17 protein-coding genes are annotated in these 19,241 nt (G+C 72.3%); 7 read left to right on the plus strand and 10 right to left on the minus strand.

Annotated features, from left to right (window positions below; all coding sequences use genetic code 11):
- Positions 1–5 precede the first annotated feature (5 nt).
- The 6 genes from RAN62_RS14555 to RAN62_RS14580 form a co-directional block, all read right to left on the minus strand.
- On the minus strand, positions 6–1,070 hold the full coding sequence (locus tag RAN62_RS14555; RefSeq protein WP_305785125.1) for a succinate dehydrogenase/fumarate reductase iron-sulfur subunit: 1,065 nt from the start codon (positions 1,068–1,070) through the stop codon (positions 6–8).
- A complete protein-coding gene (locus RAN62_RS14560; protein WP_305785126.1) occupies positions 1,067–2,947 on the minus strand; it encodes a fumarate reductase/succinate dehydrogenase flavoprotein subunit in 1,881 nt (626 codons plus the stop codon). The genes RAN62_RS14555 and RAN62_RS14560 overlap by 4 nt, the downstream gene beginning before the upstream one ends.
- An 11-nt stretch (positions 2,948–2,958) precedes the next feature.
- A complete protein-coding gene (sdhC, locus tag RAN62_RS14565) occupies positions 2,959–3,753 on the minus strand; it encodes a succinate dehydrogenase subunit SdhC (protein ID WP_305785304.1) in 795 nt (264 codons plus the stop codon).
- 193 nt (positions 3,754–3,946) lie between these two features.
- Complete coding sequence (locus RAN62_RS14570) at positions 3,947–4,756, minus strand: hypothetical protein (protein ID WP_305785127.1); 810 nt, start codon at positions 4,754–4,756, stop codon at positions 3,947–3,949.
- A gap of 279 nt (positions 4,757–5,035) precedes the next feature.
- On the minus strand, positions 5,036–6,412 hold the full coding sequence (locus RAN62_RS14575; protein WP_305785128.1) for a TldD/PmbA family protein: 1,377 nt from the start codon (positions 6,410–6,412) through the stop codon (positions 5,036–5,038).
- Positions 6,409–7,845, minus strand: coding sequence for a TldD/PmbA family protein (locus RAN62_RS14580; RefSeq protein ID WP_305785305.1), 1,437 nt, complete (start codon positions 7,843–7,845; stop codon positions 6,409–6,411). Before RAN62_RS14580 ends, RAN62_RS14575 begins: the two co-directional genes overlap by 4 nt.
- Before the next feature lie 111 nt (positions 7,846–7,956).
- On the opposite strand from RAN62_RS14580, the gene RAN62_RS14585 reads away from it, so the two are divergent.
- Positions 7,957–9,504 carry a GGDEF domain-containing protein gene (locus RAN62_RS14585; protein WP_305785129.1) on the plus strand — a complete coding sequence of 516 codons (1,548 nt, stop codon included), beginning with the start codon at positions 7,957–7,959 and terminating at the stop codon, positions 9,502–9,504.
- A gap of 7 nt (positions 9,505–9,511) precedes the next feature.
- Here RAN62_RS14585 and RAN62_RS14590 read toward each other — a convergent pair whose 3' ends face one another.
- From RAN62_RS14590 to RAN62_RS14600, 3 genes are all read right to left on the minus strand, one after another.
- Positions 9,512–10,030, minus strand: coding sequence for a Uma2 family endonuclease (locus RAN62_RS14590; RefSeq protein WP_305785130.1), 519 nt, complete (start codon positions 10,028–10,030; stop codon positions 9,512–9,514).
- An 86-nt stretch (positions 10,031–10,116) separates the two neighbouring features.
- Complete coding sequence (locus tag RAN62_RS14595; RefSeq protein WP_305785131.1) at positions 10,117–10,635, minus strand: Uma2 family endonuclease; 519 nt, start codon at positions 10,633–10,635, stop codon at positions 10,117–10,119.
- Positions 10,632–12,308, minus strand: a complete 1,677-nt coding sequence (locus RAN62_RS14600; protein WP_438874504.1) for an alpha/beta hydrolase family protein — start codon at positions 12,306–12,308, stop codon at positions 10,632–10,634. Before RAN62_RS14600 ends, RAN62_RS14595 begins: the two co-directional genes overlap by 4 nt.
- Before the next feature lie 105 nt (positions 12,309–12,413).
- Here RAN62_RS14600 and mshB point away from each other — a divergent pair, with 105 nt between their 5' ends.
- The 4 genes from mshB to RAN62_RS14620 all read left to right on the plus strand — a co-directional run bounded on the left by mshB (position 12,414) and on the right by RAN62_RS14620 (position 16,108).
- Positions 12,414–13,265, plus strand: coding sequence for an N-acetyl-1-D-myo-inositol-2-amino-2-deoxy-alpha-D-glucopyranoside deacetylase (mshB, locus tag RAN62_RS14605; protein ID WP_305785306.1), 852 nt, complete (start codon positions 12,414–12,416; stop codon positions 13,263–13,265).
- Positions 13,258–13,710, plus strand: coding sequence for a hypothetical protein (locus tag RAN62_RS14610; protein WP_305785133.1), 453 nt, complete (start codon positions 13,258–13,260; stop codon positions 13,708–13,710). Before mshB ends, RAN62_RS14610 begins: the two co-directional genes overlap by 8 nt.
- Before the next feature lie 82 nt (positions 13,711–13,792).
- Complete coding sequence (locus tag RAN62_RS14615; RefSeq protein ID WP_305785134.1) at positions 13,793–15,631, plus strand: VanW family protein; 1,839 nt, start codon at positions 13,793–13,795, stop codon at positions 15,629–15,631.
- Positions 15,632–15,643: 12 nt separating this feature from the next.
- A complete protein-coding gene (locus RAN62_RS14620) occupies positions 15,644–16,108 on the plus strand; it encodes a hypothetical protein (protein ID WP_305785135.1) in 465 nt (154 codons plus the stop codon).
- Between the two features lie 172 nt (positions 16,109–16,280).
- Here the strand turns inward: RAN62_RS14620 and RAN62_RS14625 are convergent, their stop codons facing one another.
- Positions 16,281–17,252, minus strand: a complete 972-nt coding sequence (locus tag RAN62_RS14625) for a GNAT family N-acetyltransferase (protein WP_305785136.1) — start codon at positions 17,250–17,252, stop codon at positions 16,281–16,283.
- A gap of 357 nt (positions 17,253–17,609) precedes the next feature.
- Here RAN62_RS14625 and fdxA point away from each other — a divergent pair, with 357 nt between their 5' ends.
- Together fdxA and dapC are read left to right on the plus strand one after the other, a co-directional pair.
- Positions 17,610–17,933, plus strand: a complete 324-nt coding sequence (gene fdxA / locus RAN62_RS14630; RefSeq protein ID WP_305785137.1) for a ferredoxin — start codon at positions 17,610–17,612, stop codon at positions 17,931–17,933.
- A gap of 2 nt (positions 17,934–17,935) precedes the next feature.
- Positions 17,936–19,150 carry a succinyldiaminopimelate transaminase gene (gene dapC, locus RAN62_RS14635; RefSeq protein ID WP_305785138.1) on the plus strand — a complete coding sequence of 405 codons (1,215 nt, stop codon included), beginning with the start codon at positions 17,936–17,938 and terminating at the stop codon, positions 19,148–19,150.
- Positions 19,151–19,241: the final 91 nt, after the last annotated feature.

Genomic DNA, 19,241 nt, shown 5'->3' on the forward strand with positions numbered 1-19,241 from the left:
GCGAATCAGTCCTTGTCCGGCTCCGGCGGCCGATAGGTGACCTGCGCCAGGGGGAACTGCTGGTCGTCGCCGAAGGGGGACGGCCCGCCCGCGTTCGTGGCCAGCAGCTCCGCCACGTCCATCCGGCCGTCCGCACCCACCGGCGGCGCCTCGGGCAGACGCACGTGCCCGTCGCCCAGGCCGGAGGCGACATCGGTCACGCCGGCCGTGGAGCTGGGGGCCATGGAACTGCCCGCGGGAGCGGGAGTGCCGAGCGGTTTTCCGTCCACGCCCCGGCTGGGGATGCCGCCCTCGCCGACGGGCGCCGGCGCCGCGCCGGGCACCTGGTCGCGGCGCAGGATCTTGCGCCCCAGCCAGACCAGGGGGTCGTAGCGCTTGTCCACGACGCGTTCCTTGAGGGGGATGATCGCGTTGTCAGTGATCTTGATGTGCTCGGGGCAGACCTCCGTACAACATTTGGTGATGTTGCAATAGCCGAGGCCTTGCGACGCCTGCGCGTACTCCTTGCGGTCCGATCGGGCATCGAGCGGGTGCATGTCGAGCTCGGCCGCGCGGATGAAGTAACGCGGGCCGCTGAAGGCCGCCTTGTTCTCCTCGTGGTCGCGTACGACATGGCAGGTGTTCTGGCAGAGGAAGCACTCGATGCACTTGCGGAACTCCTGCGAGCGCTCGACGTCGACCTGCTGCATCCGATAGTCGCCCGGCGCCAGCGACGGCGGCGCGAAGGCCGGGGTCTCGCGGGCCTTGACGTAGTTGAAGGAGACGTCGGTCACGAGGTCGCGGATCACCGGGAAGGTGCGCAGCGGCGTGATCGTCACCGTCTCGTCGTCGCCGAAGGTCGACATGCGGGTCATGCAGCCCAGCCGCGGCTTGCCGTTGATCTCCATCGAGCACGAGCCGCACTTGCCGGCCTTGCAGTTCCAGCGGCACGCGAGGTCGGGCGCCTGGGTGGCCTGCAGCCGGTGGATGATGTCGAGCACGACCTCGCCGTCGTTGACCTCGACGTCGTAGTCGCGGATCTCCCCACCGGACTCGTCCCCGCGCCAGACCCGGAAGTGACGGTCGGTCATGCCAGCTCCTCGTCGGTCATGTACTTGCTCAGTTCGCCACGGTCGAAGAGCTCGAGCAGCTCGGGCGGCATCGTCGGAAGGGCCTTGCGGTCGAGACGCACGTCACCCGCTTCGTCGAGCGAGCACACCAGGTTGACCTGCCGCCACTCGGCGCTCATCGCCGGGAAGTCCTCCCGGGTGTGGCCGCCACGCGACTCCTCACGTTCGAGCGCCGCCCGGGCCGTACATTCGGAGACAATCATCATGTTGCGCAGGTCGAGCGCGAGGTGCCAGGCCGGGTTGTAGCGGCGGCCGCCGGGCGCGCCGACCTTCGCGACACGCTGCTTGAGCTCCTGCAGCCGCTTCAGCGCGTCGGTCAGCTCGCCCTCGCGCCGGATGATGCCGACCAGGTCGCCCATCACCGCCTGAAGATCCTGCTGCAGGGTGTACGGGTTCTCGCCGCCCTCCCGCGACAACGGCGCCAGGGCCGTGTCCGTCGCGGCCTCCACGTCGGCGGGCCGGAGCTTCGGGCGATGGTCGAGCGCCGAGACGTACGCGGCCGCGTGCTCACCGGCCCGTTTGCCGAACACGAGCAGGTCGGAGAGCGAGTTGCCGCCGAGCCGGTTCGAGCCGTGCATCCCGCCCGAGACCTCGCCCGCAGCGAAGAGGCCCCGCACCGTACCCAGGGCGGCGGTCGTGTCGGGGTCGACCTCGACGCCACCCATCACGTAATGGCAGGTCGGGCCGACCTCCATGGGCTCCTTGGTGATGTCGACGTCGGCCAGCTCCTTGAACTGGTGGTGCATCGACGGCAGCCGCCGCACGATCTGCTCGGCGGGCATCCGGGTCGAGACGTCGAGGAACACGCCGCCCGACTTGGTGCCCCGGCCCGCCTTGACCTCGCTGTTGATGGCGCGCGCGACCTCGTCCCGGGGGAGCAGCTCGGGCGGGCGCCGGTTGTTGTCCGGATCGGAGTACCAGCGGTCGGCCTCCTCCTCGGTGTCCGCGTACTGCTTGCGGAACACGTCGGGGACGTACTCGAACATGAAGCGCTTGCCGTCGGAGTTGCGCAGCACGCCGCCGTCGCCGCGGACCGACTCGGTGACGAGGATCCCCTTGACGGACGGCGGCCAGACCATGCCGGTCGGGTGGAACTGCAGGAACTCCATGTTGATCAGCGTCGCCCCGGCCCGCAGCGCGAGGGCGTGCCCGTCGCCGGTGTACTCCCAGGAGTTCGACGTCACCTTGTACGAGCGCCCGACGCCGCCCGTCGCCAGCACCACCGCCGGCGCCTCGAGCAGCAGGAACTGCCCCGACTCGCGGTAGTAGCCGAACGCCCCGGCGATCCGGTCGCCGCTCAGCACCAGCTCGGTGATCGTCGTCTCGGCGAAAACGCGGATCCGCGACTCGTAGTCACCCGTCTCGGCGTGGTCCTCCTGCTGCAACGACACGATCTTCTGCTGCAGCGTGCGGATCATCTCGAGCCCGGTACGGTCGCCGACGTGCGCGAGCCGCGGATACTCGTGGCCGCCGAAGTTGCGCTGGGAGATCTTGCCGTCCTTCGTCCGGTCGAAGAGCGCGCCGTACGTCTCCAGCTCCCAGATGCGCTCGGGAGCCTCCTTGGCGTGCAACTCCGCCATCCGATAGTTGTTGAGGAACTTGCCGCCCCGCATGGTGTCGCGGAAGTGCACCATCCAGTTGTCGCGGCTGTTGGCGTTGCCCATCGCCGCGGCCGCCCCGCCTTCGGCCATGACCGTGTGGGCCTTGCCGAACAAAGACTTCGAGATGATCGCCGTACGTTTCCCCGCGAGCCGCGCCTCGATCGCCGCCCGCAGTCCGGCGCCGCCCGCGCCGATGACCACGACGTCGTACAGGTGCCGTTCGATCCGTTCCGTCACGTCACCCTCCTTCAGCTGACGAATCGCAGGTCGGGCCACCAGCCGGCGGCGACTGCCATGACGTAGAAGTCGGTCAGGGCCAGCGTGCCGAGGGTGATCCAGGCGAGCTGCATGTGCCGCGTGTTGAGCTTCGACACGAAGGTCCAGAAGCGATAGCGCACCGGATGCTTCGAGAAATGCTTGAGGCGCCCGCCCGCGATGTGCCGGCAGGAATGACAGGACAATGTATACGCCCAGAGCATCACGACGTTTCCGAGCAGGATCACGTTGCCGAGCCCGATGCCGGTCTGGAACGCGCGGGCGGCGTCCCAGGTGTTGATGACCGAGATGATCACGGCGGCGTAGAAGGCGTACCGGTGCGCGTTTTGAAAGATCAACGGAAAGCGCGTCTCGCCGGTGTAGCGCGCGTGGCCGTCGGGCACCGCGCACGCCGGCGGGGACAGCCAGAAGGCCCGATAGTAGGCCTTCCGGTAGTAGTAGCAGGTCAGCCGGAAGAGCAGCAGGAACGGCAGGGTGAGCGCGGCCTCGGGCAGCAGCCAGAACGTCGGCAGCGGTGTCCCGAACTCGGCGGCCCCCTCGACGCACCGGTCGGTGAGACACGGTGAGTAGAACGGGGTCAGATAGTGGTAATCCTCGACGTAGTACCACTTGTGCATGAACACGCGAACGGTCGCGTAGATCACCCAGGCGCTCAACCCGACGAACGTGACCAGGGGCGGGAACCACCACCGGTCCGTCCGCAACGTCCGCGCCGCGATGGCCGCCCGGGATCGCCCCGCCTCCGGCCTCGTCGCCGTCGTCATCAATGTTCTCCCTGCAGCATCGATCACCTACGGGCGCGCAGGATCGACCCACTTGCAGCCGGGATTTGTGCGTCCGCAATGTGTGGCACACGTTACAACGAAGGTCAGGATGCTGTCTGTATCAGACTTTGGCGAAGATCAATTGCATGGCGCGTTTCCCGGAATTGATCTTCCGGGTGATCTCTCGGAGGGAGCGTCAGAGGTCGGGGGCCTGAAGCCGCCGGATCGGTCCCGCGCAGGGGCCGGGCGACAGGCGGACGAGCTCGCCCGTGACGGCCTTGCCGTCCGCACTCTTCGGCGCGACGAAGAAGGCCGGGGTCTTGGACGCGGCCTGGGTGTCCAGCGCCTCCGCATAGGACGTCCGCGCGTCGAGCAGCTGCCGCCACCCGTCGACCGCCTTGCCGTCCCGCACCTGCGGCAGATAGAGCCGCAACGCCGCGTTCTCGTCCCGTACGGCGGTAGCCCTGGCCTGCGGCGACGCCGTAGCGCCGGGCGGGGTGAGCCGGTTGAGCCGCTGCTCCAGCTCGAGGCAGGAGGCGTCGCGCAGCTGCCGTTCCTCCCGGGCGTCGTCGGCGTCGTCGCGGAAGCCGGAAACCGCGCCGAGCACCGCGAGCCCACCGGCGCAGAGCGCGACGACCACGAGGGCCGCCCCGGCAACAATGGCCCCGACGAACCACCGCCGGCGCCGCCGCTTGCGCGGATCCGTCTCCGGGCCCCCGAACGCGAACCGCGCCGCCCGGCCCCGCCGCCCCGAAGTCGCTCCCGCCGCTCCCGCCGTGGTCGTGGCGTCCTCGCGGGTCCCGCCGGCTCCCACGGCGGCGCCCCCGTCGGTGGGATCGCCGACGTGCAGGTCGTCGCTGTCGCCCGCGTCCCGCCCCGAGCCGGTCGCGGCCCGGGCGCTGGCGTCGGCGGCTCCCCCGTCGGTCGGATCGCCCGCACCGGCCGGTCCGCCCGCGGGCCCGGACGGATCGAGCGGAGACTGCTGGTCACGCGGCGCGTCACTCACCGGCCCAGTGAAGCACGCCACCACACGCCCCGCCCGCCGTCGATCTCCCCGCGCGCCCACTCGGTGGCGGAGGAAGCTGCCCGCAGCCGGCCCCACCGCCGGACGGTGTGCGGGCGCGCGCCGCCGATGGCGTGAGGCAATCCCGCCGATCGAGCGGAGGATGTCCCGCCGATCGAGCGGAGGATGTCCCGCTGATCGAGCAGAGGACGTCCCGCCGCCCGTCGGGTCGACCCGGCCGCTGCCCCGTGGCGCGAGCCCGCCCCCGGGAGGCGGCGGCGGTCAGCCCGAGGCGTTGCCCGTGAGGTTCCAGGCGGCTAGGTGCAGGGCCGGCGCCGTGTAGCGCACGCCCGACCACCGGTCCGGCAGCGGCAGCGCGTCGGCGCCGACGGCGAGGACCGCGCCCGGGGCGAGCGCCTGCGGGTAGGACTGGGTGAAGCGCATGTTGCTCACCGCCGCGGTCACCTCGCCGTCCTCGACGAGCCAGACGCCGTTGCGGGTCAGGCCGGTGAGGACGAGGCTCTTCTGGTCGAGGACGCGGGTGTACCAGAAGTCGGTGATCAGCAGCCCGCGCCGCATGCGGGAGACGAGCGCGCGGGCCGACGCGGCGGTGGGGCCGATCGCCTCCTCGGGGACGGCGTTGGTCACCGGGCCCGGGCTCAGGCGCAGATTGGTGGCCATGGGACCCCACGAGCGGGAGGCACCCGAGGCGTGCCCGGTCGAGACGCCGCCCGCCTCCGCCGCGGACGTGCGGTCGTGGCTGACCGCCTGGGTCACGCCGTCGCGGACGAGGACGAGGGTGTCGCGCGGGGTGCCTTCGAGGTCGAAGGGGAGGGTCGCGCCGAGCGGCTCGTCGGTGATCGTGATCTTGTCGTCGAACTGGTGGGCGCCCAGCTCGGCGAACGACTGGTGCTGCGCGAAGGCCTTGCCGTTGAAGCCCCACGTGGCCAGGTTGTCGAGGACGTCGGACACCGCGGTCGGCTCCAGCACCACCTCGTAGTGACCGGGCGGCAGCTCGATCGGCCGGCTGCCGGCCCGGGCCTTGGCCGCCGCCCGGGCGCCCAGCGGCCCGCCGTCGATCGCGGCGAGCTTGCCCCCGGCCAGCCGGGCCACCCCGTCGGCGCCCTCGAAGCGGGCGATGCCGTCCATGGCCGCCTCGGCGGACCGCCCGGTGACCGCCTGACCGGCCGAGTTGGCGAATCCGCCGGAGACATAGGTCGTCCGGCAGAAGCCCGCCGTCTCGAGGCCGCCCGCCGCGTCCACGAAGTCGCGCACCCGGGCAGCCCGCTCCCCCGGACCGGCCGCGGCGGTCGCCTCGTCGAAGGCGCCGGAGGGCCGCAACGGTGTGGGCGCGGTCAGCCCGGCCCAGTTCGGGTCGCGCGGGGCCAGCCCGGCCGCGGCGACTGTGCGCTCCACGAGGGACGTGAGCCCCTCGGCGCTGGTCACTGTCGTCGACCCGCCTGCCGTGCGCCCGTCGAGGTGCAACCGCAGCTGCACCGAGGTGGTGGCCTCGGCGACGTTCTGGTGGATCGCCGAGTTGGCGAAGCGGGTCAGCGCGTCCGCCGAGTGCACGGCCACCACTTCCGCCTCGGCGCCCGCGCCGGCCTGCTGCCGCACGAGCTCCACGACCCGCCCCGCGAGATCCAGCTCCGCACTCATGCGCGCACCCCCACGCGTACGTTGGTGAAGCGGGCCGGCGCCGCCGGATGGCCGGTGTGACCGACCTGGCCGGGCTGACCCTTGCCGCAGTTGGGTGTGCCCCACGCGACCGTCTCGGACGAAAGCATGTCCATCGACTGCCAGAACTTCGGGCCGATGCCCGTGTAGGTCGGGTTGCGCAGCATGCGGCCCCGCTTGCCGTTCTTGATCTCGTAACCGATCTCGCAGCCGAACTGGAAGTTGAGCCGCCGGTCGTCGATGGACCAGGACCGGTTGATGTCCATGAAAATGCCGTCGTCGGTCGCGGCGATGATCTCGTCGAGCGTGTGCGGCCCGGGCTCCAGACCGACATTGGTCATGCGGACCATGGGCAGCCGGGCCCACCCGTCGGCGCGCACGCTGCCCGCATAGTCCAGGCCGGCCATCGCCGCCGAGTCGCGCCCCGCGAGCACGCCCACCCAGATGCCGTCGCGGACCGCGTCGCGCTTGACGGCCGGCGAGCCCTCGTCGTCGAAGCCGAAGCTGCCCAGCGCCCCCGGGATGCCCGGGTCGATCGTGACGTTCATGAGGTCGGAGCCGTAGCGCAGGCGGCCCAGCTGGGCCAGGTCGAGCCAGGACGTGCCCGCGAACGCCGCCTCCCAGCCCAGGATGCGGTCGAGCTCGATCGCGTGTCCCACGGACTCGTGAATCTGCAGGGCCAGCTGCTCGCCGCCGAGGATCAGCGTCGTCTCGCCGGCCGGGCACAGCGGGGCGGTCAGCAGCGCCCGCGCCTCCTCGGCCATCCGGGCCGCGTTGTCGGTCAGGGCCAGCTCGTGGACCAGCTCCCAGCCGCGCGTGCCGTATTGCCCGCGGTGCGACGGCCACGACCGGCGCTGGATCTCGCCGTCGCCGAACGCGCTGGCCGTCACCCCGGCGCCGCACTCGCGGATGTGCTGGTCGATGCGGTGGCCGTCGCTGGAGACGAACCACTTCCGGGTGTCCCAGATCTGATAGATGCCCTCGGCCAGGTCGGCGCCCGCGTCCCGCGCCGCGGCGGTGGCCGCCACCAGCAGGTCGCCCTTCTCCGACAGGGGCACCGACAGCGGATCGATCTCGCACGCGCTGGCCCAGCTCGCCGTGACCGGCTCGGAACGCACCAGGTCGATCGCCGGGCCGGGCACCCGGGCACTGGCGGCGGCGATCTCGGCGGCGCGGCGCCCGGCCGCCCGCGCGGCGGCGTCGTCCAGGTCGGGGACGGCGAAGAAGCCCCAGCTGGACCCGACCAGCGCTCGCACGCCGATGCCCGCGCTCTCGCCCGAACTCAGGTCCTCCACGTCCCCGTCGCGGGCGCTCATGCTCTCGGTGCGCCGCAGCATGACGCGCGCGTCGGCATAGCGGGCGCCCGCGTCCAGCGCCGCCTGCACCGCCGCACCGGCCTCGTCGAAGTGATCCACACTCATGGGACGACCCTATGCGACGGGTACGACGAAAACAGCTCAGCTCGTCTCGGACGGCCGGGACCGGTACCGTTCCGGAGGAGATCGGCTGGTGGACGGAGGTGGCACGTGACGTCGGAGCGCCTGCCCGCCGTCGTCCAGCCGCACGGGCCGTGGGCGGCGCTGGCCCTCGACGTGCACGATCTCACCATCCAGGGGCGCCACGCCGAGACGCTCGCCGCCGCCGACCGTGCGGAGTGGACCGCCACACTGCTCGGCGACCTGCGCACCGTCCGATCGATCCGGCTGGCCCGGATGTACGCCCTGACCGCGCTCGGCCGCCTCCAGGAAGCGCTCACGGCCGGCGAGCGCCTGGTCGCCGACACCGGCACGTGCGGCCCGCGCGCCACGGACGCGAAGATCCTCGCGGACACCGCCGAGGTGCTCATCCGCATGGGGCGTACGGATGACGGGCTGTTGCATCTCGCCCGCGCCCTGCTCGTCGTCGACACCGTGCCCACTGGCAGCGTCCGCCGGTTGTCCGCGATGTCCTCGCTGTGCGAGGCCGCCCGCGCCGCCGAGCTGTTCGAGCTGGCCGACGAGTGTCTGCGCGGCCCGGTCGACGTGCTCGACTTCAGCGACATCTACCGGTCGTCGTTCGACCTGCAGCGCGCCGAGCTGCGCCTCGAGTGGGGGCTGCGGCTGGAGCAGGTGGGCCGGTCCGCTGAGGCTTCCCGCCTGTACGCCTCCAGCGTCGCCCTCCTCGAACACTGGACCGATCGGCTTCCCGGGGCGCCCCTCGCCGCGTCCCTGCTCGCCGTCGGCCTGGCCAAGACCGGCCGCCCCGACGAAGCCGTCAAGATCGTCGCCGACCTGCTCGTCCCCCTGCGCACCGCCGGCCAGCACCACGAGGCCCGCCTCCTGCACCTGGCCCACGCCGTCGTCCTGCGCGCCGACGGCGACCTGCCCGGCGCCCGCCGCGAGCTCGTGGCCGCCGACGAACTCGCCGTGCAGCCCAGCCAGCGCCTGATCTTCAAGTACGAGCTGGCCGCCCTGGCCGCCGCCCAGCTCCCCGGCGAGACCGCCCAGCCGCTCCTCGCCGCCCTCGACGCCCACGCCCAGGTCCTGTGGCAGCTGCGCCTCGACCGCCGCAAGATGCTCCAGCAGGCCTATCGCCGCGTCGAGCTGGAGGCCGCCCGCAGCCGGGCCGACCTCGCCGCCACCTCCGACCCGCTCACCGGCCTCGGCAACCGCCGCCTCTTCGACCGCCGCCTGGCCGCCGCCACGGGCGCCCTCCTCCTCATCGACGTCGACCACTTCAAGTCCATCAACGACGACTTCTCCCACAGCGTCGGCGACCGCGTCCTCGCCGAGATCGCCGCCGTCCTCCGCACCCACTGCCGCCGCGACGACGACGTCGCCATCCGCTTCGGCGGCGACGAGTTCGCCATGTTCCTGACCGCCACCGCCCCGGACGCCCGCCGCGTCGCCGAACGCGTCCGGGCCGTCCTCCTCACCCGCGACTGGACGGCCATCGCCCCCGGCCTGCGCGTCACGGTCAGCATGGGCCTCGCCACGGGCCGCCCGGGCGAGCCGGGCCACACGCTCTACGACCGCGCGGACGCCCAGCTCTACGCGGCCAAACGAGCCGGCCGCAACCGCCTCTCCGCCGCCTGACTCCGGATCACCGGGGCGGGCTCATCTCGCTCGTGTCGAGACGCACGTCGACGGGGTCGGTCAGGTGCAGGACCTGGCCGTAGGGCGTGACTGAGTGCTGCACGTAGTGCTCGCCCTCGAGGCGGTAGAGCTGCAGGTCGTTGGACTGCTCGACCAGCAGGTACCACGGGATTCCCGCCTCGGCGTAGAAGCCCATCTTGAGCACTCTGTCGTTGACGGCGTTCGACGGTGACACGATCTCGCAAGCCAGCAGGACCGCATCGGCCTCGACGAGCGAGAAGTGGTGGCCGTCGGTCTTGACGACTGCCACATCAGGGATACAGATCCGGCCAGTGCGCAGCCGGACGCCGATCGCCTTGAAAGCGTCGAGACCGATCCGGCGCGCGGCCCGCCGTATGAGGTAGGCGATGTCGAGCGAAATGTCTTGATGGCGGCCAGAGGCTGGTGGGGCCACGTGGGGAATCCCGTCGAAGAGTTCGATGCGCTCGGAGGTCTGGTCCAGAGCGAGATACTCGTCGTCGGTCAACCGGGTGACTGGCCCTCGATACGCGGACGTCATGGGGTCAGATCCTGATCCATCGTCGTCCGGATGTCTTGTCACATGTCAACCTGTCATAGGTTGAGGCCCGTCACCCGCACCAGTTGCATGACTGACTGCTCAACGTACCCCTGCGACGACAGCATGTTGCTGTGCAGCAGGCCGCGGTCGGGCTCGGCGACCAGGTAGCACGGGATGCGGGCCTGGGCGTACGCGTGCATCTTCAGGGTCCAGTCCACGGTGGCGCTCGCGGCGGACGTGATCTCGCAGACCAGGCGGACCGAGGTGGCCTCGACCAGCGGGGCGTCCGGGTCGATGGCGCCCGCGATGATGAGGTCGGGCACGGTGATGCGGCCCGGGGCGAGGCGGACGGGGACGCCGGTGATGACGTTCAGGTCGCTGCGGCCGGCGCGGAGGGCGTTGGCCAGGGCGCTGAGGATCATCTGGTGGCGGGGGGTGTCGCGGGGGCAGGTCAGGACGTTGCCGTCCCAGAGCTCCGAGACCGCCGACGTCTCGCCCAGCTGGAGGTAGTCGACCTCGGTCACGGGCATGGCTTCCAGGGGCAGGCTGCGGCCGATCAACGCTGACGTCATGAAGGCTCCCTCAGGAATTCGAGTTCTTTCCACAGCCCCCCGGCGGGGGATAGGAGCAGCTCGGGGCCGGGCGGGGCCACCGCGTGGTGCTCGTAGATCTCGGGGTTGTCGGTGCGGGACCCGAGGTAGCGCTCGGCGAGGACTGGCGGCAGATCGGCCCAGTCGAGCACCGGGTCGAGGGCGATGCCGCGCCGGAAGACGGCGGGGCGGCGCTGGACGGCGAGGATCGCGAGCCAGCCGCCGAGGCCGGTGCCGCGGGCGGCGACCCGGGTGAGGTCGAGGTCGGGGTGCTTGCCGGTGAGGGCGTGAAGGGCCTCGACCTGGTCGGTCAGCGCGACGTCGGCGAGCCGGCGGTGGACGACCTTCTCGAAGCTGGGGGCCACTCCGGGCGTACCCCGGGAATCAACGCTGACCACCGCGAAGCCGGCGTCGGCCCACCGCTGCCGGTCCGCCCACGCGGCCGGGTCGGCGACCACCTGCTGGTGGCCCGGGCCGTCGCCGAGCTCGACGAGCACGGGGAGCGGGGTGCCGGTGACGTGCCCGGGCGGGTAGAGCACGCCCGTGGGGAGGCGCCGGTCGGTCACCCGGTCCAGGATCGGGCGAGGGGACGACGGTGCAGGGACGGGGAAGAGCGGGACCTCCGCCGCGCCGCGCCGGACGACGCCGTCCACCACCAGCACGTCACCGCCGACGAAGGCTTGATGGCGGCCGGGACCGCTGGTGAGGCGGCGGGTACGCGCCCCGCTCCCGCCCGTCGTCGTCCGGATCGCGAAGACGTGGTGCTCGGCGGGGTCGCCCTCGCTCGCCTCGACGATCAGCTCGTGGGTGTCGGCGAGCACCCCGGCGACGCGGCGCACATAGAGCTCGGGCTGGGTCAGGAGGCTGCCGTCGGCGAAGAGGCACCGGGCGTCGAAGCCGTCGTGGGCCAGCTCGCCGCCGATGACCACGCGACCGTCGGGGAGCAGCAGCGGGGTGCCGGCGACGGGCTCGACCCAGCGGGCGTCGGCCAGCTCGGCGTGCACCTGGGTCTCGCCGGTGCGCGGGTCGACGGAAAGCACCAGGCCGTGCTGCTGACTGCGGCGGAGCACGGTGATCAGGGGGTGCCCGGCGGTCCAGCGCACCCCGGCGAGGTAGGGATAGGTCTCGCGGTCCCAGTGCACGTCGACCCACCCGCCGTACAGGTCGAGCAGGTGCAGGCTCACCCCGGCCGCGTGCCGGGCGGCGAGGATCTGGCTGCCGTCGGGGGACCACCACCATCCGCGCGTACGCCCGAACCAGCCGGCCGCGGGGTCGGCGACGCCCCAGGTCACGCCCGAGCCGGGCTCGCCCGCGAGGAGCTGGTCGGGCAGGCCGGGGCCGGTGACGCGCAGGGTGCCGTCGGGCGTGGTCCAGCCCACGTTGTGGCCGGCCGGGTCGGGGCGCGGGCCCACGACCGGGCCGGTGGCCGTGAAGGAGGCGCCGGAGCTCTCCAGGCGCCCGTCCCGCGCCCAGGTCAGCACGGACAGGTCGGCCGACCCCGCGAAGGCTTCGACGCCCTCCGCGACAGTCGTCAGCTCGCCGGTGGCGACCGTCATGACGCGGAGCGCCGCGGCGTGCAGGAAGGCCACGCGGGCGCCGTCCGTGCCGACCGTCACGGCCGGGGAACTTCTCGGATGCTCCACGACTCCCAGCATCGCTGATCGGGCCCTCGTCGCGGGGGGCAAACAGCAGACGCGGCGGCGGGGCGGGGCGCGCGTAAAGTGGCGCGGGTGACCGATCAGCTGCCCGCGCGCCGCCTCATGCTGGTGCATGCCCACCCGGACGACGAGGTGACCGGCACCGGCGCCACCATGGCCCGGTACGTCGCCGAGGGGGCCCAGGTGACGCTCGTCACATGCACGCTGGGCGAGGAGGGTGAGATCCACGTGCCCGCGCTGGCCCAGCTCGAGGCGCGCCAGGCCGATCAGCTCGGCGGCTGGCGCATCGTGGAGCTCGAGCGGGCCTGTGCCGCGCTGGGTGTGACCGATCACCGCTTCCTCGGTGGCGCCGGCCGCTACCGCGACTCCGGCATGATGGGCCTGGAGACCAATGACCACCCCCGGGCCTTCTGGCAGGCCGACCTGGAGGAGGCGGCGCGCCTCTGCCTCGAGGTCATGCGGGAGGTGCGGCCCCAGGTGCTGATCACCTATGACGAGAACGGCTTCTACGGCCACCCCGACCACATCCAGGCCCACCGGGTCGCCATGCGCGCCGCGGAGCTGGCCGAGGCCGAGGGCTTCGGGCCGGAGAAGATCTATTGGACGGCCATGCCCAGGAGCGTGCTGCTCGGCGGCATGGAGGCGTTCAAGGACATGGACGACAACCCGTTCGCGGACGCCGAGACCGTCGACGACCTGCCGTTCGGTCACGACGACGACGAGATCGCGGCCCGCGTCGACGGCACCGACTTCTACGAGCACAAGGTGGCGGCCATGCGCGCGCACGCCACCCAGATCCCGGACAATTCCTGGCTCTACGGCATCGCGGGCGACTTCGGCGGCGAGTTCATGGGCGTCGAGTACTTCCGCCTGGTCAAGGGGGCCCGGGGCGAGACGTCCGGCCCGCACAAGTGGGAGGACGACTTGTTCAGCAACGTGGTGACCGGTGCCTGAGCAGGCGGTCGAGACCCCGCCGGAGGCCGTGCCGGCGCCGGAGCCCCCGCGCCCGCGGCCCGGCCTGAACAAGCTGCTCGTCGTCGCCGGTGTCGTCGTCTCGCTGATCGCCACGGCGTGTTCGGCGGTCCTGGAGCTCTTCCTGACCCCGCTGCGCGTCGGCGGCGTGCTGACCGGCGTGTCCGTCGTCGCGGCCGTGGTGGTCAACTGGGCGCTCTGCTGGTTCGCGCTGACGACGACCGGGCGGCGCTGGTCCGTCGCCCCGCCGTGGGCGCTCTGGACGCTGATCATGTTCCTCGCCGTCGGCACCGGCCGCCCCGAAGGTGACCGCCTGGTCGCCGGCAACGACTGGATCGCCCTGGTCACGGTGCTCGCGGGCAGCCTGAGCTTCGCGGTTTACACCTACCGGCTGATCTTGAAGGGGCCGACAGTCACAAAGTCGTGACATCTGGTCGCGGCGGTTGGCGGGCCGGGCCCTCGCGTGCAGACTTGCGCGCATCCCCGCCGCCGCCGGTGAAGGTGACCAGTTGACCTCCACGCCCGAAGCCCCCGACGCCACGACCGCCGCCGAGCCGACCGTGCCCCTGCCCCGGTCCGCCGGCTCGCCGCTCGCCCTGCCCAGCGGCCCCGTCGCCGCCCCGCGCGTGTCACCCGCCGCGCCGGGCGTGTCCGTCGACGCCCCGGCAGCGCCGCCCTTCGACCGCCGCCGCCTGATCGCCGTCGCCACCGTGGCCGCGATCGTGGTCGCCGGCGCCGCCGCGACCGCCTGGGCCTACACCGGCGACGTGCCGCGCGGCGTCCAGGTCCTCGGCGTCGACCTCGGCGGCAAGTCCCGCACCGACGCCGAGCGCACCCTCACCGAGGCCGTGGCCGCCCGCAACCTCGCGACCCAGGAGGTGCGCGTCGACCTGGACGGCAAGACCGTCACCGTCCCGGCCGCCGACGTGGCCCTGTCGCTCGATGTCGACCGCACCGTCGGCGAGGCCATGCGCTCCGGCGGCCCGAGCCTCTTCGGCCCGCGCGAGGTGACTCCCGTCGTCGACCTCGACGAGGCGAAGCTCGAGGCGGCGCTCCGCAAGCGCGTCGACCCCGAGAAGCTGTCGCTCAAGAAGCCGGCCATCACCTACTCCGGCACCACGCCCAAGCCGACCTACCCCGCGGCGGGCAACGGCATCGACGCGGCGGCCGCGGCGACGGCTGTGCGGGCGGCGTGGCCGGGCGGCGGGACGGCCCGGGTCGACCTCGTGCCCCGGCCGGCCGCGTCGACCAAGGAGGACGTGGACGCGCTGGTGGCGGATCTGGCGCGGCCCGCGGTGGCCGCCCCGGTGACCGTACGCGTGGGTGGGAAGTCCTTCTCTCTGTCGCCCCGGGCCATCGCGAAGGGCCTGGTCTTCCGGGCCGACGACACCGGCCGGTTGAGCCCCGCCGTCGACGGGGCGAAGCTGCGGGCGGCCGCCGCGGCCGAGTTCGCCAAGGTCGAGACCGAGCCCGTCGACGCGAAGGTCACGCTGTCCGGCGGCAAGCCCGTCGTGGTGGCCGCGAAGCCCGGCGACCGGGTCGACCTGACGACGCTCGGCTCGTCGCTGCTGGCGGTGCTGCGCAACCCGGCGCCGCGCGAGGTGACGGCGAGCCTGACCGAGAAGCCCGCCGACCTGACCGCCGCCGATGTCGCCCGGCTCGGCATCAAGGAGAAGGTGTCGAGCTTCACCACGAAGTTCACCGGCGGCGCGAGCTCGCCGCGCAGCCAGAACATCATGACCATCGCCCGCGAGGTGGACGGCGCGATCGTCAAGCCGGGACAGACGTTCTCGCTGAACAAGCACACCGGCGAGCGGAGCTACGCCCAGGGCTACCAGGACGCGCCGGTCATCGTCGGCGGCAAGCTCGAGCCGGGCGTCGGCGGCGGGGCGTCGCAGTTCACGACCACGCTGTTCAACGCCGCTTACTACGCCGGGCTGCAGGACGTCGAGCACAAGCCGCACTCGTTCTACTTCGACCGCTACCCGGCGGTGATCGAGTCGACGATCTTCTACCCGACGCTGGACCTGCGGTTCAAGAACACCACGAAGTACGGGATCCTGGTCGACACCTCGTACACCAGCAGTTCGGTGACCGTCACCATGTGGAGCACGAAGGTCTACGACAGCGTGAAGACGGTCTACAGCCCGCGGCGCAACATCACGTCACCGCCGACCGTGCACCGCGAGCCCGGCCCCAAGTGCATAACTAGCAGCGGACTCCCAGGCTTCACCCAGGACGCTTGGCGCGTCATTCGCCAGGATGGCCGGGAGATCGAGCGCGAGAAGTTCACTTGGCGCTACGATCCCGAGCCACGATTCGTCTGCGGGCCCGCCCCGCGGGAGTAGCTGGGAGGAACCATGCCGCGGCACCGGGGAACGTCGATCGTGCTGCTGGTGGCGACCTTGTTCGCCGTCAACGTCGTCGCCCGTCTGATCATCCGCTTCGGCTTCGGCGACGACGACACCGCGCAGAGCGGCGCCTCGATCGCCATGTTCGGCGTGATCGGCCTGATCCTGGCCGTGGTGACCTTCCTCCGCGCCCAGCGGGTCGCCCCGGCCGAGTGGCTGCCCGAGATCGGCGGCGGTGCGCTCGGCGGCATGCTGCTGACCGTCATCGCAGGCCCGTTCATCAGCGGCGCCAACCCGTTCACCGCGGCCGGCGACTACTTCTTCTCGCAGATCGCGCTCTATGTGGCCTTCGCCGTGCTGGGCACGCTGATCGGCTTCTGGGTCGCGATCATGCTGGGGCGCGATTTCCGCTCACGCTCGCTGAAGGCCTATCAGTCGGCCCGGGCGCGTCAGCGCAAGGTCGTGCGGCGCTGAGGCCGTTTCTCATTCACACGTACGGGCGCGATGTCTCGCGTTCGCCCGGGGCGGGCCGCCGCAGTGGCGGCGCGGCCTGCGCGGTGGTCCCGGCGCGTGCAGCGCGTCACCCAGATTCGGTGGGCACGGTCCTGCTACGGGCGCGCGCCCTTCCGTGTGCCCGGTCGCGGGTTCACGGTGCTTCGCGGGTCAGATAGGTGTGGTGCGTGACGAAGCCCAGCCGCTGATAGAGGGCGACCGCCCCGGTGTTGCGCTCCTCGACCTGGAGGTAAGCCCGGGGCGCGCCCCGCTGCAGCGCCCACTGCCCGAGCGCGCGCGTCACATGCGCCGCCAGCCCCTGCCGCCGTACCTCCGGGGCGGTCTGCAGCAGCGCGATGCCCAGCCACCGGGGAGCATCGGCCGTGCTGCTCGTCACCGCGCCGCGCGCCACGGCGACGAGGGTGCCGGCGGCGTCGCGGACGTGGACGAAGACGGCCTCGGGCGTACCCGTCAAGATCCGTTCCGCCGCCGCGGGGAGCGTGCCCTTGTGCTCGGCGACCATGGCGTACCAGTCGTCGGACGGGCGGTCGGCCAGCTCGGCGGGCGGCAGATCGGTGCGGGCCGGGATCGCGTCGACCAGGGCGTCGACCCGGGTGGTCTGCACCAGCGTGAGCGGACGGGACGACCAGCCGCGCTCGTCGAGGGCGGCGCTGACCGGGGCGGCCAGGGGCATGGGCGTGTTGATGAGCGCGCGGCGGCCCCGGGCGGCGTACCACTCCTCGACGGCGTCGACGGCCGCGCCCAGCGTGCGGTCGGGGTCGCCGATCGGCAGGGCCGAGTTGGCCCGGCCGGTCCAGCCGTCGGCCGAGCGCAGCAGCCAGGAGCCGAGGCGAGCCTGCACCGGGGCGGGCCAGGCGGCGTTGGCGGCCAGCTCGAGATCGACGACGTCGGCGGCGGGCGGGCGGCGCGCCGGGGGCACCCGTTTCGCCCGGTGCACGTCTTTGAGCGGCACCCGCAGCGGGCCCTTGGCGGTGGCGAGAGTGAGTTCGGTCTCGGTCAGCTCGACCAGCTCGCCCAGCGCGTCCGAGAAAAGGGGCCGATCCTGGGAAACACCCACAATCCGGCGCACCACGACCCGGTGTCCCACATCCTGCCGTCGGAGCACGTGCCACCTCCCTCGGGCGAGATACTAGGCTCTGCCCGTACCGTCTTGCTTTCCCGGCGGTCGGGGTGTGAGGTGCCCGACGGGCGTGCTTGCTCATCCGGCGCTCCGGCTGTGAGTCGCCTGACGGGTGTGCTCGCTTCCCGGCGCTCCGGGGTGTGAGGTGCCCGACGGGTGTGCTCGCTTTCCGGTGCTTCGGGGTGTGAGGTGCCCGGCGGGTGTGCTCGCTTTCCGGTGCTCCGGGGTGTGAGGCGCCCGGCCGGTGGGGAAGGCAGACGTGCGACCACTGAAATGGGACATGACAATGCTCGTGACAGGCGCCGGCCTGGCGCGAGGAGTTCGGCCCGGAAGGACTGACCCGTGACCTACATCATCGCTGAGCCCTGCCTCGATGTGCTCGACAAGGCGTGCATCGAAGAGTGCCCGGTCGACTGCATCTACGAGGGCAACCGGATGCTCTACATCCACCCCGATGAGTGCGTCGACTGCGGGGCCTGCGAGCCGGTCTGCCCGGTCGAGGCGATCTTCTACGAGGACGACGTCCCGGAGCAGTGGAAGGACTACACGAACGCGAACTACGAGTTCTTCGAGGACCTCGGGTCGCCCGGCGGCGCGTCGAAGCTCGGCAAGGTCGACAAGGACGCGACGTTCATCGTGGCCCAGCCGCCGAAGGACGCGCACTGACCGTGCTGTCGGCCGCGCTTCCCGACTTCCCCTGGGACCTGCTGGAGCCGGCCAAGGCCGTCGCCGCCGCGCACCCGGACGGGATCGTCGACCTCTCGGTCGGCACGCCCGTCGACCCGGTGCCGGCGGCGATCCAGGCTGCGCTGGCGTCCGCGTCCGACACACCCGGCTATCCGCTGACCGCGGGCACGCCGGCTCTGCGCGCCGCGATCTCCGCCTGGCTGCGGCGCGCCTGCGGTGTCGGTGTTGCCGCCGGCTCGTCTCCGCGTGACATTTCGGGCACATCGGGCATTGCGTCGCCAGGGTCCGCTTCGCCGGGGTCCGCTTCGCCGGGGTCCGCCTCGCCGGGGTCCGCCTCGCCGGGCGGCCGGGTCGCGCCCGGCGTGCTGCCGACGATCGGCTCCAAGGAGCTGGTCGCGTGGCTGCCGACGCTGCTCGGCATCGGGCGCGGCGACGTCGTGGTGATCCCGCAGGTCTGCTACCCGACCTATGAGGTCGGGGTGCGGCTGGCCGGCGCCGAGGTGGTCCGCTCCGACTCGCTCACCGCCCTGGGCCCCGACCCGCGCGTCAAGCTGGTCTGGATCAACTCCCCGGGCAACCCGCACGGCCGCGTCCTGCCCCGCGAGCACCTCCGCAAGGTGGTCGCCTGGGGCCGGGAGCGCGGCGCGCTGATCGTGAGCGACGAGTGCTACCTGTCGCTGGGCTGGGAGGAGACGCCGGTCTCGATCCTGTCCGACGAGGTCAGCGACGGCGATCACACGGGGCTGCTCGCGGTGCACTCGCTCTCGAAGCGGTCCAACCTCGCGGGCTACCGGGCCGGCTTCGTCGCCGGGGACCCCGCGGTGGTCAAGGAGCTGCTGGCCGTCCGCAAGCACGCCGGCATGATCGTCCCCGCCCCCGTCCAGGCCGCCATGATCGCGGCGCTGGAGGACGAGGAGCACGTGGCCGGGCAGCGGGCCCGCTACGAGTCCCGCCGCTCCGCCCTGCGCGCGGCGCTCACCGGCGCCGGGTTCCGCATCGAGCACTCGACCGCGGGCCTCTACCTGTGGTCGACCCGTGACGAGGACTGCTGGAAGACCGTCGACTGGCTGGCCGAGCGCGGCATCCTGGCCGCCCCGGGCGCCTTCTACGGCCCGGCCGCGGCCCAGCACGTCCGCATCGCCCTCACCGCCACCGACGAACGCGTCGCCGCCGCGGTCGCCCGCCTCCGAGCCTGATCGCCCGGGTCCCGTCCCCGCAAGGGCGGGCCCGGGTCTTCTCGCCCGCACGCTGTCGCCGGAGGCTGCTCAGTCGGCCCGCGTGCTGTCG

It is taken from the genome of Symbioplanes lichenis (assembly GCF_030709675.1).
Lineage (GTDB): Bacteria > Actinomycetota > Actinomycetes > Mycobacteriales > Micromonosporaceae > Actinoplanes > Actinoplanes lichenis.

Coding starts and splice junctions, on each gene's coding strand:
- RAN62_RS14600 (WP_438874504.1), bottom strand. CDS start 12,308: ATGCTGGGAGTCGTGGAGCATCCGAGAAGTTCCCCGGCCGTGACGGTC.
- mshB (WP_305785306.1), top strand. CDS start 12,414: ATGCTGGTGCATGCCCACCCGGACGACGAGGTGACCGGCACCGGCGCC.
- RAN62_RS14555 (WP_305785125.1), bottom strand. CDS start 1,070: ATGACCGACCGTCACTTCCGGGTCTGGCGCGGGGACGAGTCCGGTGGG.
- RAN62_RS14575 (WP_305785128.1), bottom strand. CDS start 6,412: ATGAGTGCGGAGCTGGATCTCGCGGGGCGGGTCGTGGAGCTCGTGCGG.
- RAN62_RS14595 (WP_305785131.1), bottom strand. CDS start 10,635: ATGACGTCAGCGTTGATCGGCCGCAGCCTGCCCCTGGAAGCCATGCCC.
- RAN62_RS14620 (WP_305785135.1), top strand. CDS start 15,644: ATGCCGCGGCACCGGGGAACGTCGATCGTGCTGCTGGTGGCGACCTTG.